General features: G+C 67.1%; 15 protein-coding genes. 11 read left to right on the top strand and 4 right to left on the bottom strand.

Going from position 1 to position 14,825, the window contains the following annotated elements:
• Window positions 1-70 precede the first annotated feature (70 nt).
• From ACTWQA_RS00165 to ACTWQA_RS00135, 7 genes are all read left to right on the top strand, one after another.
• Window positions 71-931, top strand: a complete 861-nt coding sequence (locus ACTWQA_RS00165; protein WP_443157266.1) for a hypothetical protein — start codon at window positions 71-73, stop codon at window positions 929-931.
• A 284-nt stretch (window positions 932-1,215) separates the two neighbouring features.
• Window positions 1,216-1,416 carry a 2-oxo acid dehydrogenase subunit E2 gene (locus ACTWQA_RS00160; RefSeq protein WP_443157265.1) on the top strand — a complete coding sequence of 67 codons (201 nt, stop codon included), beginning with the start codon at window positions 1,216-1,218 and terminating at the stop codon, window positions 1,414-1,416.
• A gap of 198 nt (window positions 1,417-1,614) precedes the next feature.
• Window positions 1,615-2,595: a LacI family DNA-binding transcriptional regulator gene (locus ACTWQA_RS00155; protein ID WP_443157264.1), complete on the top strand. Its 981-nt coding sequence runs from the start codon at window positions 1,615-1,617 to the stop codon at window positions 2,593-2,595.
• A gap of 14 nt (window positions 2,596-2,609) precedes the next feature.
• Entirely contained in the window at window positions 2,610-3,878 is a 1,269-nt protein-coding gene (locus ACTWQA_RS00150; protein ID WP_443157263.1) for a sugar ABC transporter substrate-binding protein, read from the top strand.
• Entirely contained in the window at window positions 3,875-4,747 is an 873-nt protein-coding gene (locus ACTWQA_RS00145) for a carbohydrate ABC transporter permease (RefSeq protein WP_305920712.1), read from the top strand. Before ACTWQA_RS00150 ends, ACTWQA_RS00145 begins: the two co-directional genes overlap by 4 nt.
• Entirely contained in the window at window positions 4,747-5,553 is an 807-nt protein-coding gene (locus tag ACTWQA_RS00140) for a carbohydrate ABC transporter permease (RefSeq protein WP_443157262.1), read from the top strand. Before ACTWQA_RS00145 ends, ACTWQA_RS00140 begins: the two co-directional genes overlap by 1 nt.
• A 16-nt stretch (window positions 5,554-5,569) precedes the next feature.
• Complete coding sequence (locus ACTWQA_RS00135) at window positions 5,570-6,928, top strand: sulfatase-like hydrolase/transferase (protein ID WP_443157261.1); 1,359 nt, start codon at window positions 5,570-5,572, stop codon at window positions 6,926-6,928.
• Between the two features lie 73 nt (window positions 6,929-7,001).
• Here the strand turns inward: ACTWQA_RS00135 and ACTWQA_RS00130 are convergent, their stop codons facing one another.
• Window positions 7,002-7,631, bottom strand: coding sequence for a Uma2 family endonuclease (locus ACTWQA_RS00130; RefSeq protein ID WP_443157260.1), 630 nt, complete (start codon window positions 7,629-7,631; stop codon window positions 7,002-7,004).
• A gap of 364 nt (window positions 7,632-7,995) precedes the next feature.
• Here ACTWQA_RS00130 and ACTWQA_RS00125 point away from each other — a divergent pair, with 364 nt between their 5' ends.
• Window positions 7,996-8,844 carry an aldo/keto reductase gene (locus ACTWQA_RS00125; RefSeq protein WP_443157259.1) on the top strand — a complete coding sequence of 283 codons (849 nt, stop codon included), beginning with the start codon at window positions 7,996-7,998 and terminating at the stop codon, window positions 8,842-8,844.
• A 52-nt stretch (window positions 8,845-8,896) separates the two neighbouring features.
• Here ACTWQA_RS00125 and ACTWQA_RS00120 read toward each other — a convergent pair whose 3' ends face one another.
• The 3 genes from ACTWQA_RS00120 to ACTWQA_RS00110 all read right to left on the bottom strand — a co-directional run bounded on the left by ACTWQA_RS00120 (window position 8,897) and on the right by ACTWQA_RS00110 (window position 12,888).
• Window positions 8,897-10,552, bottom strand: coding sequence for a glycosyl hydrolase family 18 protein (locus ACTWQA_RS00120; protein WP_443157258.1), 1,656 nt, complete (start codon window positions 10,550-10,552; stop codon window positions 8,897-8,899).
• A 123-nt stretch (window positions 10,553-10,675) separates the two neighbouring features.
• Entirely contained in the window at window positions 10,676-11,404 is a 729-nt protein-coding gene (locus ACTWQA_RS00115; RefSeq protein WP_443157257.1) for an aspartate/glutamate racemase family protein, read from the bottom strand.
• On the bottom strand, window positions 11,401-12,888 hold the full coding sequence (locus tag ACTWQA_RS00110) for an NCS1 family nucleobase:cation symporter-1 (RefSeq protein ID WP_443157256.1): 1,488 nt from the start codon (window positions 12,886-12,888) through the stop codon (window positions 11,401-11,403). Before ACTWQA_RS00110 ends, ACTWQA_RS00115 begins: the two co-directional genes overlap by 4 nt.
• A gap of 133 nt (window positions 12,889-13,021) precedes the next feature.
• On the opposite strand from ACTWQA_RS00110, the gene ACTWQA_RS00105 reads away from it, so the two are divergent.
• The 3 genes from ACTWQA_RS00105 (at window position 13,022) to ACTWQA_RS00095 (ending at window position 14,814) form a co-directional block, all read left to right on the top strand.
• Window positions 13,022-13,621, top strand: coding sequence for a helix-turn-helix domain-containing protein (locus ACTWQA_RS00105; protein WP_443157255.1), 600 nt, complete (start codon window positions 13,022-13,024; stop codon window positions 13,619-13,621).
• Window positions 13,622-13,732: 111 nt separating this feature from the next.
• On the top strand, window positions 13,733-14,029 hold the full coding sequence (locus ACTWQA_RS00100; RefSeq protein ID WP_443157254.1) for a luciferase domain-containing protein: 297 nt from the start codon (window positions 13,733-13,735) through the stop codon (window positions 14,027-14,029).
• A 293-nt stretch (window positions 14,030-14,322) separates the two neighbouring features.
• Entirely contained in the window at window positions 14,323-14,814 is a 492-nt protein-coding gene (locus ACTWQA_RS00095) for a hypothetical protein (protein WP_443157253.1), read from the top strand.
• The last annotated feature ends 11 nt before the right edge of the window (window positions 14,815-14,825 follow it).

Below are 14,825 nucleotides of genomic sequence, written 5' to 3'. Positions count from 1 at the left end.
ACGGATTGGGGCGGGCCATTGCGTGACGCTGCAGGGGCGCCGGGGTTCACAGTCTCGGATGGGGTTCCAAATGGATAGAGAAGTAACGGAAGAACTGATTGTAGGCCCAGCAGATGATGCTGTTGCGGAGCATCTTGCCGATGCGCCCGGCTGGGAGGAGTACTCCGCGAGGCTGCGTGACACGCTATGGAAGGTTGTGAAGACAACCGGCGTGGAGTCGCTGGAGGTTGGAAATCTGCTAGTTCCTGAGCCATTGCCGACTAGACACTCAACGCTTCGAAATGGGGTGGAGCTGGGTCCGGCTGAGGCGATAAGCATGGTTGTTGATATGCTGGCAGGAGCGTCGCCGTATTGTAGGTTCACCGCGCCCGGCCTTCAAATTTCTGTAGGTTTCAACGGGTATGTAAGTATTTATATAACCCGTGACAGTGCTGACAAACTGGCCGACCTAGGCAGAGAAGTGCTGCGCCTGCAATGGTGCAATCGGATGCCGGATTTCCCGGACGCTGGTCGACTCGTTGAAGCCTCCGCAGACGACATTTTCTGGACGTCGATCAGATCGGTTGTGGAGACGGCTGTGGTATTGCTATGCGAGCGTTGGGCGCACGGCGATTACGGGTGCAATTGGTTCCTGCTAAACCCGGATAATATTAACGAAATCCGCCAGTCGGTTCAACCTCGATCCCTGCTGTGCGTAGCAATTGATCCGGACCCGCATCTCAATCCGGCTCTTATGGAAGAAGACTTCACCGCCTTCAGGGCTCCGCTTACCTCGGGCCGGTTGACGTACGCTGCCTATCATTGGGGAGCCGATGATCTTAAGGAGTTGGCTGACCAAGGCATGAATTTCATGATAGCTACCTCCGATTTGCGAGAGTCCGCCGTTGTTCCTGACGCAGACGGGGTCGTTCGAGGAGTCTGGATCGCCTGAAATTAGGGCGGGATTCACAATCTACTCAGCGTGTACGCCTCGACAGGCGAGCGCAATCATTGACCACTTTCCGTAGTGTCAGGGTTGGGCGACCATTCCGCTGTTTCCCGAGGCCGTGGACGTGACCAAGGTCGGACCCGGCAGCGCCGCAGTCGTTCCGGCTAGGTGGGATGATTACCCGCGCGCCACCCGCTGGCTCTCAGTACGCGCACGGTCGAACGCCTTCCCCCTGGATAAGGCACAAGCTCAAACTGCATGCCCTATGGAGCGAGGAAGTACACCCAGTGCTGTCCTCGCTCGGCCCTTTGCCGGCCGTCGGCGCCGTTCGCGAGGAACCCATCGTCAAGAACGGCAAGCTCAGACCCGGCCACGTGATGCGCGTGACGCTATCGGCCGACCACCGCCCGATCGACGGCACGGTCGCCGCCGCCTGGATGCGAACGTTTCTCGACCTGCTCCCCAACCCTGTGCGGATCCTCAAATGACGGGTTGATCCGTAGTGAGGAGAAGGAGTACGGTCGTGGTACTTCGGCGATGTTAATCGTTTAACAGCACAGCGATGCTGATCGGCCGACCCGCGAGCCGCCCCGATCACTCCAGCGAGATGAGGAGAAGAGAATTACCTTGTATTCCAGTCGGAAATGCTATGTTATTCGACTAGCATGAGACCTACAGCACGACAAGTGGCCGAGCTCGCGAACGTGTCCGTCGCGACCGTCTCCTACGTGCTCAGCGGCCGGGACCGCCCCGTAGCCGCCGAGACGAGGCAGCGGGTGCTGGATGCCGCCAGGCAACTCGGCTACACCCCCAACCAGGCGGCGAGGAGCCTGCGCAAGCGCCGCACCCAGCGGGTCTGCCTGGTGCTGAGCTCCATCGGCGGCGTGCCCTCCGACGAGCGGCTGGCCAGGGACCTGCACGAGATGGCCGACGCCCGTGGCTACTCCGTGATCACCCTGGCCGTCTACTCCGAGGCCCGGGCGAACGCGGCGATCGACGTGCTGCGCGGCGGGATCGCCGACGGTGCGCTGATCAACGTGGTCGGCGACCACCTCACGCACGACCTGCTCAGCGGGCTTGCCGCCACCGGCCTGCCGATGGTCGTCCTGAGCAACGAGAGCGGCCTCGAGGGCTGCGACGTCGTCCGCACGCCGGAGACGGAGGCCTGCGTGCAGGCCGTCGAACATCTGCTGGCGCAGGGCAGGCGGCGCATCGCATACCTGGCGCACCGCCACGAGCTCTACCGGGACCGGCCGGTCGGCAGGCTGCTCGGCTACACCACGGCGCTCGACCGGCACGGCGTGACGGAACGCATCATCACCTCGGGCGCGGACGACCGCGTGGCGGCGTACCAGACCGCCACCGAGCTCCTGCGCTCTCCCGACCGCCCCGACGCGATCTTCGCCGCCTCCGACCGCGCCGCGATCAGCGCGATCTCGGCCGCGCGGGACGCCGGGCTGAGCGTGCCCGGCGACGTCGCGATCGTCGGCGCCGGCAACATCGACGAGGGTCTCATCACCAACCCGCAGCTCAGCACCGTCGGCCCGCTCAGGCACGACTACACCGACGTCGTGCGACTGCTGTTCGACCGCCTCCAGGCCGAGGAGGCTCCGCCCGCCCGCGAGATCGTCCGCTCCTGGACCTTCCTGCGGCGGGGCTCTTCCTAGAAGGGAAACACGAGATGTCCCCCACTCTCTCCCGCCGTGACATGCTCCGCCTGGCCGGGGCGGCCGCCGCCGTGCCCGTCCTGTCGTCCTGCGCGGGCGCCCCCACCGCGCAGAACACCGCCGCGCCCGGCACGTTCACCGTCTACTGGAACGCCGGCCACGACTACCAGGCCTACCGCAAGGTGATCGCCGAGTTCGAGCAGGCCAACAAGGTCAAGGTCAACCTGCAGAAATACCAGTGGCCGGACCTGCGCACCAGGCTCCTCGCCGACTTCGCCTCGGGGACCGTGCCGGACCTGGTGGAGGAGCCCGGCGGGTGGGTGCAGGAGTTCGCCATCTCCGGCAACGCCCGCTCGCTGCAGGACTTCGTGGACCGTGACGGCCAGGCGATGGGCTTCCCCTCCGACTGGCAGCCGGTGACGGTCGAGCGCAACTCGTACCAGGGCAAGGTGTACGGGGTGCAGCTGCACTTCACCTGCAACACGCTCCTGTACAACAAGGCCATGCTGCGGGACGCCGGAGTGGAGGTGCCGACCACCTGGGAGGAGTTCCTGGCCGCCGCCCAGAAGCTGACCAAGGACGGCGTGTACGGCGTCGCGCTCAACCAGGACTACACCTACGTGTGGCCGTGGCTGAACCAGGCCGGCGTCACCCCCTACGACCCGCAGACCGGCAAGGTCATGACGCCGATGGAAGACGCGGTCGCCGCCCTGCAGTTTCAGGCCGACCTCGTCCACAAGCACAAGGTGGCGCCCGTCCCGGTGTCGAGCACGGACTACTCGGGGCCGCAGAAGCTGTTCTCGGCCAAGCGCGCCGCGATGATCCTCACCGGACCGTGGGACCTCGACCCCATCAGGAAGACCAGTCCCGACATCGAGCTGGGCGTCGCCCCGCCGCTGAAGAACAAGGTCCAGGCCACCCAGGCGGCCGGCGTCAGCATGTTCGTGCCGGCCAAGGCCACCCGGCCCGAGCTGTCGTGGGACTTCATCAAGCGCATCACCGCCATCGAGGTCGAGCAGGCCGCCACCAAGGAGACCGGCATGCTCATGCCGCGCGTCTCCTGGACGGAACTGCCCGAAGTGCAGTCGAACGAGGTCATCAAGGTCTTCGCCGACGCACTGCCCACCGCCAAGGACAACGGCCAGAAGGTGCGGCTCACCGGGCAGCTGGGCAAGTGGGAGGAGCAGCTCAAGGTCATGTACCAGCAGGTGCTCATCCAGAACAAGCCGGCCACCGAGGTCCTGGCCACATTCGCCCAGACCGCGGAGGGCTTCCTCAAGTGAGACCCCGCACCCTGGCGGGCCGCTACGCCAGGACCGCCTACCTGTTCCTCCTCCCGGCGATCCTGTTCTTCGCGGCCTTCTTCTACCTGCCGATCGGGAACGTGGTGGCCACCAGCTTCCGCACCGGTCCGCAGGCCGACCAGTGGACCGGGCTCGGCAACTACACCCAGGCGCTGGCCGACCCTGCGGTGCGGCACTCGTTCCTGATCACGGTGGCGTTCTCGGTGCTGGTGGTGATCGGGTCGATCGTGCTCGGGCTGGCCCTGGCCCTCGCGCTGGACCAGCCGCTCAAGGGGCGGGTGGTCTTCCGGGTGCTGCTGCTGGTGCCGTACCTGACGTCGGTGGCGATCGTCGGGCTGCTGTGGCGCAACATCCTGGACCCCGAGCTGGGCGTGCTCAACCGGATGCTGGGCGCGGCCGGGCTGCCCGAGCAGCAGTGGCTCAACACCGCGCCGCTGCTCACGATCGCCGCCGTCACGTTGTGGCAGAACGTCGGCTACACGATGGTGTTGTTCCTGGCCGGGCTGCAGGGCATCCCCGAGACCTACCACGAGGCCGCCAAGATCGACGGGGCGGACGCCTGGCATCGCTTCTGGCGGATCACGCTGCCGCTGCTGGCGCCGACGACGTTGTTCGTGTCGGTGATGGCGGTGATCTCGGGGCTGCAGGCGTTCGGGCAGGCGTACATCATCACCAACGGCGGACCCGGCGACGCCACCGACCTGTCCGTCTTCCACATCTTCAACGTCGCCTTCCGCGCCAGGGACTTCGGCTACTCCTCGGCGCAGTCTGTGTTGCTGCTGATCGTGATCGTCGCGTTCACACTGGTGCAGCTGCGTGCCGGGCGGCGCGGGGAGGTCACATACTGATGCGCAAAGCCCTGCTCTACACCCTGCTCGTGCTGGCCTCCGTCATCACGATCGTGCCGCTGCTCTACATGCTCTCGCTGTCGCTGCAGACCGAGGCCGAGACGCTGTCGGCGGACGCGGTGCTGGTGCCGGACTCGCCCCAATGGGGCAACTACGCGGAGTTGTTCACCCGCGCGCCGTTCGGCAACTTCGTCGTCAACAGCCTCGTCGTGGCGGGCGCCATCACCCTCGCCCACCTGGTGTTCGACCCGCTCGTCGGGTACGTGTTCGCCAAGTTCCGCTTCCCGCTGCGCAACACCCTGTTCGTGGCGTTGCTGGCCACGCTGATGGTGCCGTTCTTCGTGCGGATGATCCCGCTGTACGTGCTGATGGCCAACATGGGATGGCTGAACACGTACCAGGGGCTGATCACGCCGTTCCTCATGGACGCGTTCGGGATCTTCCTCATGCGGCAGTTCATCCAGCCCATCCCCGACGACCTGATCAGCGCGGCCCGCATCGACGGCGCCTCGGAGCTGCGCATCTACCGGAGCGTCATCCTGCCGCAGACGCGGCCCGCCCTGGCGGTGCTCGGGTTGTTCACCTTCGTCTTCCAGTGGAACGAGTTCCTCTGGCCGCTGGTCGCCACCACGACGCCCGAGATGCGCACCATCCCGGTCGGGCTCACCCTGTTCAACCAGGAGTACTTCACGCTGTGGCACCTGACGGCGGCCGGCTCGGTGATCCTCTTCGTCCCCACGGCCGTCCTGTTCATCTTCACCCAGCGATACTTCGTGCGTGGCATCGCACTGACCGGCCTTCGATAGTTAAGGAGTCGTCTTCTTGCGTCCGAACGTGATCGTCGTCTTCACCGACCAGCAGCGGTGGGACACCGTCGGCCCGCTCACCCCCAACCTTGACAGGATGGCCAGGCACGGCACGCAGGCCACGGTCGCGCTCACCCCTCAGCCGGTGTGCGCGCCCGCCCGCGCCGCCCTGCAGACGGGCCGCTACCCGACCACGACCGGCGTCCACCGCAACGGCCGCGTCCTGCCTCCTGAGGAGCGCACGCTGGCGCACCACTTCGGCGGGGCCGGCTACGCCACCGGCTACATCGGCAAGTGGCACCTGGCCGGCAGCGAGCCCGTGCCGGCGGACCAGCGGGGAGGCTACCAGTCGTGGCTGGCGGCGAACGCGCTCGAGCACACCTCCGACGCCTACCGCACGGTCGTGTTCGACGAGGCGAACGACCCCGTCATGCTGCCCGGCTACCGCTCCGACGCGCTCGTGGACGCGGCCATCAGGTTCGTCGCCGACCACCACGACGAGCCGTTCTACCTGTTCGTGTCGTTCCTGGAGCCGCACCACCAGAACGAGGTGGACAACTACCCGGCGCCCGACGGCTACGAGGAGCGTTACCAGGGCACCTGGATGCCGCCGGACCTGGCCGCCCTCGGCGGCACCGCACACCAGCACATGGGCGGCTACCTGGGGCAGGTCAAACGCCTGGACGAGGGGCTCGGGCGGCTGCTGGACGCGCTGCGCAGCATGGACCTGCTGGACGACACGATCGTGGCGTACACCTCCGACCACGGCAACCACTTCAAGACCCGCAACGGCGAGTACAAACGCTCTTGCCACGACGCGTCGCTGCGCGTGCCGCTGGCGCTACGCGGCCCGGGCTTCGACGGGGGCGGCGCGATCTCGCGGCCGGTCAGCACGCTCGACCTGCCGCCGACGCTGCTGGAGGCCGCCGGACTGCCCGTACCTGCTGAGATGCAGGGACGGTCGTTCCTGCCGCTGGTGCGCGACCCTCGGGCCTCCTGGCCAGACGAGGTCTTCTTCCAGGTCAGCGAGTCGGAGGTGGGGCGTGGCATCCGTACGTCCCGCTGGAAGTACTACGCGGTCGCCGAACACGCCCACCCGTGGGACGACCCGTCCGCCGATCGCTACCGCGAGCAGGCCCTGTACGACCTGGAGAACGACCCGCACGAGCTCGTCAACCGGGCGGGGCTCCCGTCACACACCGGGGTGGCGGCCGAGCTTCGGGAGCGGCTCGTCCGCAGGATCGCGGAGGCCGAAGGGACCGAGCCGGTGATCGAGCCGGCCGCCGAGCTCCCGGCCCGGCCCCAGGCGATGACCGATCCGGAGGTCCGGCTCCGCGGTCCGAAGCCGGTCAGGTTCGGGCACCAGCGTCCATAGGCGTCATGTCCCGGGTGCCGTCACGAGCAGTGGAATGCGTCGCCCGCACGGAAGGAGCATCGCTGTTCGCACCTCAGGCCAGGATCTCGGCGGGATCGAAGGACACAGGAATGGGCTCGGTCAGCGTGAGCATTTCTCCTGCCTTGGCCTGGCTGACCACTTCATATCCCTCCGGTCCAAGGTGGAGCACCTCAACGCGCGGAATGTCGGCTCCTTCGAGCTCAATCCTGATGAACACCTCGATGCCGGCCTTCGCGTACTTGGGCGGCTTGATCTCATAGTCACGCAGACGATTGCCCGGCCCGGGACTGACGACCTCGACCACCGCCAGGACTTCCGACGCCGGGAAGACGACCATGCGTGACATGACGAGGTCACGGGGCAGCACGGCCACATCGGGAATGAGGCCGTCCTGATCCCCCACTCTCACATTGACCGTCTCCACCACCACGAGATCCGGCCTGACCGCCTTGGCCGCCGCTTGCAGAATCGTCCGCAAACCGCCGGCGCAGAGTGCATGCAGTCCCATTGGCACAGGACTCACCACGAAACTCCCGTCGACCAACTCGATGCGCTCCCCGGACTCGGGCAGCTTGAGCCAGTCATCGACGGTGTAACCGGTGACCCGACCGAGGGGAAACAGAGCGGTGCGCATGGGCGGCGGATGCGCGGCCAGCCAACCTTCGCTCGGCAGAGCACTCATGTCGTCGCCACCTTCCATAAAGCCGAGTCTCGCATGCCGTACGCTGTCACGGCCATACGCGTTCACGCGATCACACCGGGTGACGCGCGGAGATTACCTGACCTTGACCCACCGTGCGTCCTCATCGTGAGATCTCATGCACGTTCCGTCACCTACGGCCCCTCTTACGTGGTCAAATAAGCGATCGGCTCGACCCCAGCGGTCCTCTGTGGTGTGTCCTGATCGCCCCGATTCCCGGTGACGAGTGGCATGATCACGGCGATCCGCGTGTCCCCCAAGGGAAGTCGCCGGGCTGCTCCAGACCATGGGAGTCCATGATGTTGGTGGGAAAGTCAGCCTTGACGTTCAGATGGAGTGTCCCCGTATGTCCATAGAGCTCCAGTCCACTGGCACGTTCACCATTGGCGGCAAGACCGTGCACCGGCTCGGCTTCGGTGCCATGAGTCTCACCGGGCCCGGTGTCTGGGGGCCGCCACGCGACCATGGCGAGGCCATCCGGGTGCTGCGCCGGGTCGTCGAGCTCGGTGTGGACTTCATCGACACCGCCGACTCCTACGGGCCCTACGTCAACGAGGAGCTCATCCGGGAGGCGTTGCATCCGTACCCGGAGGAACTGCTCATCGCGACCAAGGCCGGATTCGTCCGGACAGGACCGGGCGAGTGGCATGCCGTGGGCCGACCCGCGTACCTGCGGCAGGAGGTCGAGATGAGCCTGCGCCGGCTCGGGGTGGACCGGATCGACCTGCTGCAGTTGCACCGCATCGACCCGCTGGTGCCGCTGGAGGACCAGGTCGGCGAGCTCAAGGCACTCCAGGAGGAAGGCAAGATCGCCAATGTCGGTCTGTCGGAGGTGAGCGTCGAGGAGCTGGAACAGGCGCGAGGCATCGTCGAGATCTGCACCGTGCAGAACAGGTACAACCTCACCAACCGGTTCTCCGAAGACGTGCTGCGGCACTGTGAGGAGCAGGGGATCGGGTTCATCGCCTACAGCCCCATCGCCAAGGGCGCCCTGGCGGCGCCGGGCGGTCCCGTCGAACACGTCGCCAAGGCCGTCGGCGCCACGCCCGCCCAGGTCAGCCTGGCCTGGCTGCTGGCACACTCCCCGGTGCTGCTCACGATCCCCGGCACCTCAACGATCGCCCACCTGGAGGAGAACTTGGCCGCATCGACGGTGTCTCTGACGCCCGAACAGCTGGGCGAGCTGGGGCGTTGACAACAGAAAAAGGGCCGACTCGTCGTGGAGTCGGCCCTTTTCGTGATGAAGGTCAGCCCAGGCCGTTCCTCATGGCCGTGAGCAGTTCGGCGTTGGCGGTGTCACCGCTGAGCTCCCAGAAGAAGGCGCCGCCGAGGCCCTGGTTCTTCGAGTAGCTCATCTTGCCGCCGATGGTGGCCGGGGTGTCGTACGCCCACCACTGACCACCGCAGTACGCGTACGCGGTGCCCGCGACGGTGCCGGTGGCCGGGCAGCGGGTCTTGAGGACCTTGTAGTCCTCGATGCCCTGCTCGTACGTGCCCGGCGCCGGTCCCGAGGCCGTGCCGCCGGGCGCGGCCTGGGTGACCCCGGTCCAGCCGCGGCCGTAGAAGCCGATGCCGAGCAGCAGCTTGCTCGCCGGCACGCCCTTGCTCTTGAGCTTCTGGATCGCGTTGTCGGAGTAGAAGCCGGCGATCGGGATGCCGGAGTAGGAGGTGAGCGGCGAGTGCGGGGCCGTCGGGCCCTGCGCCGCCCAGGCGCCGAAGTAGTCGTAGGTCATGACGTTGTACCAGTCGACGTACTGGGCGGCACCCGCGTAGTCGGCGGCGTCGATCTTGCCGCCGTTGGTGCCGTCGGCGGTGATGGCGGCGGTGACCAGGTTGCCGGAGCCGAAGCGGGAGCGCAGCGCCGACATGAGGTTTCTGAACGCGGCCGGGCCGCTACTGTCGCAGGTGAGGCCGCAGGCGTTCGGGTACTCCCAGTCGATGTCGATGCCGTCGAAGACGTCGGCCCAGCGCGGGTCCTCGACGAGGCGGTAGCAGGACTCGGCGAACGCGGCCGGGTTCTGCGCGGCCTGCGTGAAGCCGCCCGACCAGGTCCAGCCGCCGAAGGAGAACAGCACCTTCAGGTTCGGATACTTCTTCTTCAGCTTGCGCAGCTGGTTGAAGCTGCCGCGCAGCGCGCCGGCGTCCCAGGTGTCGGCGACGCCGTCCACGCTCTCGCCTGCCTGGTAGAACCGGTCGTAGTCGGCGTACGAGTCACCGATCGTGCACTGGCCGTTCTGTACGTTGCCGAAGGCGTAGTTGATGTGCGTCAGCTTGGCGGCCGAGCCGCTGGTGTCGATGTTCTTGACGTGGTAGCCGCGCTGGTAGACGCCCCACTGCACGAAGTAGCCGAGCACCTTGTTACCGCCGCCTCCGCCGCCCGTCGTGGTCGCGGTGACGGAGTTGCTCTCGGCGGAGCGGTTGCCGGCGGCGTCGCGGGCGCGGACGGTGTAGGTGTACGGCGTGCCGGCGCTCAGGCCCGTGTTGGTGTACGTCGTTCCCGTCACCGTGGTGATGAGGGTGCCGCCGCGGTAGATCTCGTAGCCGGTGACGGCGACGTTGTCGGTGGAGGCGTTCCAGGCGAGCGTGACGCTGGTGCTGGTGACGCCCGTCGAGCGGAGGTTACCGGGCACCGACGGCGCCGTGGTGTCGCCTCCGCCGCCGGTCGTCTGCTTCCACAGGGCCGGCACGTTAGGCGGCTCCCAGCCGGGCTGGGACGTGTGCGACTGGATGCATTCGTACTCGACGCCGTTGTGCGTGACGCGCGTGCCCGCCGAGTACGCCGTCCACGGCGCCCAGTCGGCGAACATGACCGTGGCCGAGCCCATGGCGGCAGGCGGGGCGACGACCGCGGCGGTGAGGGGCAGCGCTAAGGCCGCCAGGCAGGCGAGGATCTTGTGTCTCATCGATGCTCCGACATCCGTTGGGGGGTGAATGGGGAGTGGGATGCCAAGAAACTATTAGGAAAGTTTCCTTTTAGTTATGAGACGACGGTAGCCTTAACCTGCGCAGGCGTCAATACATTTCGGTCAGATCGTGAAGTCGCGCAGTAAACCGGAGTAACGCTTCGGCCGGGGCAGGGCGTACTCGCCGCGTTTGCCCGTCCGCAGGCCGAGCGTGACGAGCGACTCGACGAGCTTGGTCGCCGCCGTCACCCCGTCGATCACCGGGACGCCCGTCTCCTCCGACACCTCGGCCGCGAAATCCGCCATGCCCGCGCAGCCCAGCACGACCGCGTCGCTCCCGTCACGCTCGACGGCCGCGACGCACAGCTCGGTCACGGTCTTGCGCGCGGCCGGGTCCTCGAGGTCCAGCACCGGGATGTCACAGGCGTGCACCCCGCGGCAGGCGGCGGCGAAGCCGTAGCGGTGGGCGAGGTCCCATGCCCGGCCGACGGTCCTGGACAGCGTCGTCACCACGCTGAAGCCCCGCCCGAGCAGCGTGGCGGCGTGCATGGCGGCCTCCGCGATCCCGACGACGGGGCCGGCGGCCAGCTCGCGGGCCGCGTCCAGGCCGGGGTCGCCGAAACACGCGATGACGTACCCGTCCACCCCCTCGCGCTCGCCCGCCGCGATCTCGGCCAGCACCCCCGGCACGGCCAGCGCCTCGTCGTAGTGGCTCTCGATGGACTCCGGCCCCATGCTCGGGCTGACGGCCGTGACGACCGTCGTGGGGCACGCCACCGCCCTGGCGCAGCGACCGATGGACGCGGTCATGGCCAGGGCGGTGTTCGGGTTGATCACTTTGAGGTGGGTCATGCGGCGGCGGTGATCCGGGGCCGGAGCTGTTCCAGGGCGACCAGGGCCACGAAGCCGAGGCCGCAGCCGATGAACCAGCTGTAGTCGGCGATCCACGTCGCGTCCGTCGTCGTGACGCCCAGGTCGAGCAGCATCTTCGGGACGAGCACGGAGGCGATGGCGGGCACTCCGGCGGCGACGGTGGCCCAGATCGCGTTGGGGTTGTAGCCCTTGCTGAACCAGTAGCGCCCTGCCTGGTCCATCGTGAACAGCTCGTCCACCGACACCCGCTGCCGCGCACACACGTAGTAGCCGGCGATCAGGATGCCGAACAGCGGCCCGATGAGCGCGCCGAGCAGGCCGAGCGTGTAGTGGATGGCGTCGGGGTTGCTGTACCAGTTCCACGGCGTCAGCAGCACGGAGCCGACCGCCGCGATCATCCCCCCGGTACGCCAGCTGATGCGCTGCGGGCTGACGTTCGAGAAGTCGAAGGCCGGCGAGATGAAGTTGGCCACGATGTTGATGCCCACGGTCGCGATCACGAAGGTGAGGCCGCCGAGCAGGATCGCGAACGGCGTGTCGATGCGCTGCACCGTGTGGATGGGGTCGGTGATGAGCTCGCCGAACACGGGCACGGTGGCCGACGCCGTGATCACGGTGAGGATGGAGAAGAAGAGGAAGTTGACCGGCAGGCCGAGGAGGTTGCCCTGCTTGACGACCTGGAATGACCGTCCATACCGCGAGAAATCACCGAAGTTCAGCATCGGCCCGGAGAAGTACGACACGACCAGGGCGATCGCGCTGAGCATGACCGGGATCGACTCGGCGAAGCCGAGGCTTTCGCCCGACAGGTCCAGGCTGATGTTCTCCCAGCCCGCCTGGCTCACCAGGTAGATGGCCAGCACCACCATGACCACGTAGACGGCCGGCCCCGCCCAGTCCACGAATCGCTTGATCGCGTCCATGCCGCGCCAGAACACCGCCGCCTGGGCGACCCACAGGATCGCGTAGCAGATGTAGCCGAGCACGGACAGGCCGAGGAAGGCCGGCTCGTTCAGCGCGGCCGTGGCCGGCCAGAACTTGAGGAAGATGATGATGAGCGCCTGCGAGGCCAGGTACGTCTGCACGCCGTACCAGGCGATCGCGATCGAGCCGCGCACGATGGCGGGGATGTTCGCGCCCAGCACGCCGAAGACGGCCCGGTTGATCACCGGGTACGGCACGCCGGTGACCTGGCTCGGCTTGGCCACCAGGTTGCAGAAGATCTGCACGATGACGATGCCGGCCAGCAGCGCGAACAGCACCTGCCAGCTGGCCAGGCCGAGCGCGAACAGGCTCCCCGCGGTCACGTAGCCGCCGACGCTGTGCACGTCGGACATCCAGAAGGCGAAGATGTTGTACGACGACCAGGTCTGCTTCCGCAGCGGCGCCAGGTCCTCGTTGGTGAGCCGGGGGTCGTAGGCGGGGGGTGGCGCTTGGGTGATCGATGCGGCGGGTTCGGACATTGGGGCATCCTTGGGGGGTAGGTCTCCGGCGTAGTGTTAAGTGATCACTGAACACTTGCCGTTAACCTATGACTGCACGCGCTGCTGTCAATTGCGCGTATGTAAATCCCTTGTGACAAATGGTGTGGAGGCCATGGAGAGCCGTACCGGGCTGGAAGCGGTCAGCAACGAGCGACTCGGTCAGCGGCTCCGCGACCTGCGCACCGAGTCCGGCAAATCGCTCCGCGCCGTGGCGCGGGAGCTGGGCATCTCGCCCAGCGCCGTGTCGCAGATCGAACGCGGCACGATGCGGCCCTCGGTGAGCCGGCTCATCGCCTACGTCTCCGCCATCGGGGTGCCGCTGGCGGCGGTGTTCGACGTGCCGGAGGATCCGAAGCCCGACCCCGCCGTGCCCGGTCTGGCCATCCGGCGGTCGTGGGAGGTCGCGCCGATCGAGCTCAGCGGGGGAGTGACGTTTCGCAGGTTATCGCCGGTGCCGGCGCCGGACGTGGAGTTCTTCGAGTCGACCTACCCGCCGAACGCGATCTCCACCGCCCACGGGCAGTTCCTCAAACACGAGGGGTACGAGGTGGGCACGGTCACGGCCGGGGAGCTGACGATCGAGTTCGAGACCGAGATCGTCACGCTGGCCAAGGGTGATTCGATCACCTTCCCGTGCAACCGGCCGCACATCATCGGCAACCGCTCCGACACCGTGACCGCCGTCGCGACCTGGCTGATCGTGCACCGCTGAGCGTTGATAACGGTTGCGGAACGGTCGGTGACGCGAAGGTCCGCCGTCCCTCAGCATGGAGATGTGGGAATTACCGTCAGGCGACGGGCAGCTGAACGGCGGGGACCCTATGTGGCCCGCGCCGTGGCCGAGTTACGCTCGTGGCCGGCGCTGGTGCTCTGTGACACTCGGCGGGGTGTGACGTTCGCCGTGCGCGGCACGGAGATCCTGCGGCTGACCGGCGCCGACGAGGTCCAGGTCCGTCTGACCGCTCCGGCGATCGGCCGCCTGGAGCCCTACCTGCTGGACTGCGACCAGGTGCAGGCCTGCCGGGACCGGGCCTGGGTGGCCGTCCACGTGGACGCCGCCCCCGATCTGGAACTCCTCCTCGCGCTGGCCAGCGTCGCCATCAAGGAGCACGTGGCCTAGTCTTCGTCGCGCTTGCGGCGGTAAGGGCGGGCACTCCGATCGACAACAGTTTCATGGCCAATCCGCTCTCGGCGCACAGGTTTGTCGACAACAGCCGTGAGCATCGGTGTGATGCCGCGGGAGCGATGTCGGCCGTCGTGTCAGGTCCCGTCGAGCTGCCTGCAGGTTTGATCATTTCTCCCCGTTCTGTCGGTGGGGTCGGGTAGGTTCCCGGATCAATTGATCAGCCGTTCGCGAAGGCGCGGGCACTCCCGCCTGCCCTGCGAGCGGCTGGGGCGGGAGGTTCTGAGGTCGTGGACGCGGACAGAGCCGCGTGGGAGCAACGCAGCGTGGTACGGGTGGTGGCGCCCGTCGAGCCGCGCAAACTGGCGAAGGTGCCGTTCGTCGAGCTGGCCGACGGCCGTCTCCAGGGCGTCGTGTCGAGCGGATCCGACATCGAACGGGTCTACGTCTCGTCGATCACCGCCGGCACCCATGCGCTGAGCTGTAGCACGAACAACAACCGGCCGTGCGGTGCGCTGCACGGCTACGCGTGCAAGCACATACGCATGCTGGCCGGCGAGGCGGTCCTGCAGTACGGAATGGACCGGGTGGCCCGCTACCTGCGGGTCGAGGTGGCCGAGGACGGCGACCTGATAGACAGCCTCAACAGGCTGGTCGAGCGCACGCCGGCGGCCGTGGTGTTCAGCCGGTTCCTGCGCCACCTGGCCTACCTGGAGGTGCCCGACAGCACCGAGCCGCTGGCCGAGCTGCATTGGTTCCCGGCGATGGGGGCGGTGCGCTGATGGCCGGCACA

It is taken from the genome of Nonomuraea sp. 10N515B, from assembly GCF_052245915.1.
Taxonomy (GTDB): domain Bacteria; phylum Actinomycetota; class Actinomycetes; order Streptosporangiales; family Streptosporangiaceae; genus Nonomuraea.
Note: the sequence above shows the minus strand (reverse complement) of the source record. Positions and strands in the feature narration are given on the sequence as shown.